Annotated in this window: 1 protein-coding gene; it reads right to left on the bottom strand. The window is 71.4% G+C overall.

The genetic code is table 11. From position 1 onward, the window contains the following. Positions 1–954, bottom strand: coding sequence for an IS481 family transposase (locus tag ABZ192_RS42990; protein WP_356929895.1), 954 nt, complete (start codon positions 952–954; stop codon positions 1–3). Positions 955–1,073: the final 119 nt, after the last annotated feature.

Raw genomic sequence — 1,073 nt, forward strand, 5'->3', positions numbered from 1 at the left:
CTAGGTGTGCTGTCCGGGCAGGTTGGTGATGCGGCTGGCTGGGGTGTGGCCGCTGATGCCGGTGTGGGGTCGGTGGTAGTTGTACCAGTGGAGCCAGTGGGGAAACGCTGCCTGGCGTTCGGCGTCTGAGGTGTAGGGCCGGTGGTAGGCCCATTCGTCGAGCAGGGTGCGGTGGAAGCGTTCGACCTTGCCGTTGGTCTGCGGCCGCCAGGGCCTGGTCCAGCGCGGGCTGATGCCCAGCTGGCGGCAGGTGTCGCGCCAGGTGTTCTTGGCGTAGGCCCAGGCGTTGTCGGTCAGGACCCGCTCGACGGTGACGCCGTGGTCTGCGAACCAGGCGGTTGCTCGTCGCAGGAAGGCCGCGCAGGTGGCGGCCTTCTCGTCGGGCAGGTCTTCGGTGTAGGCCAGGCGGGAGTGGTCGTCCAGGGCGGTGTGGAGGTAGGCGTATCCGCCGCCTTGGCGGTTGGCTCGGCCGGCAGCCCGGCCCAGGGCCTTGTGCCCGCCGCCGTCGGGGATGCGGCCGAGTTTCTTGACGTCGATGTGGACCAGCTCGCCGGGCCGGGCTCGTTCGTAGCGGCGCACGGGCTCGCCGGTGGCGCGGTCCGTTGCGGCGAGTGCGGGCAGGTTGTGCCGGAGGAGGATGCGGTGGGCGGTAGAGGCGGCGAGGCCGCATCGGGCTGCCAGCCGCACAGGGCCGATGCGGTGCTCGCGCCGCAGCCGGATGACCTGCCGTTCCACCGCGGCCGGGGTCTTGCCCGGGCTGTGGTGGGGGCGGCTGGAGCGGTCGTGCAGGCCCACAGCCCCGTGCCTGCGGTAGCGGTCTGCCCAGCGGGCGGCGGTGGTGTGGCTGACCTGGAAACGTTCCGCGGCTCGGCGCAGCGGCCAGCCGTCCTCGACGACACACCGGGCAAGACGCAGCCGGCCGGTCGGCGTCAGCGGGGCGTTACGGTGGGACAACGAGGGCCTCCTGGCGATCGGTTGTAGATCTCGCAATCCACACCGAACCCAGAGGCCCTCGCCCCGTTCAAGGACCACTCAAGGCGTGTCGCCCGTCACCAACGTCCCCGGACAGCACA

Origin of the sequence: Streptomyces sp. NPDC006235 (assembly GCF_040613735.1) — a bacterium.
Taxonomy (GTDB): Bacteria; Actinomycetota; Actinomycetes; order Streptomycetales; family Streptomycetaceae; genus Streptomyces.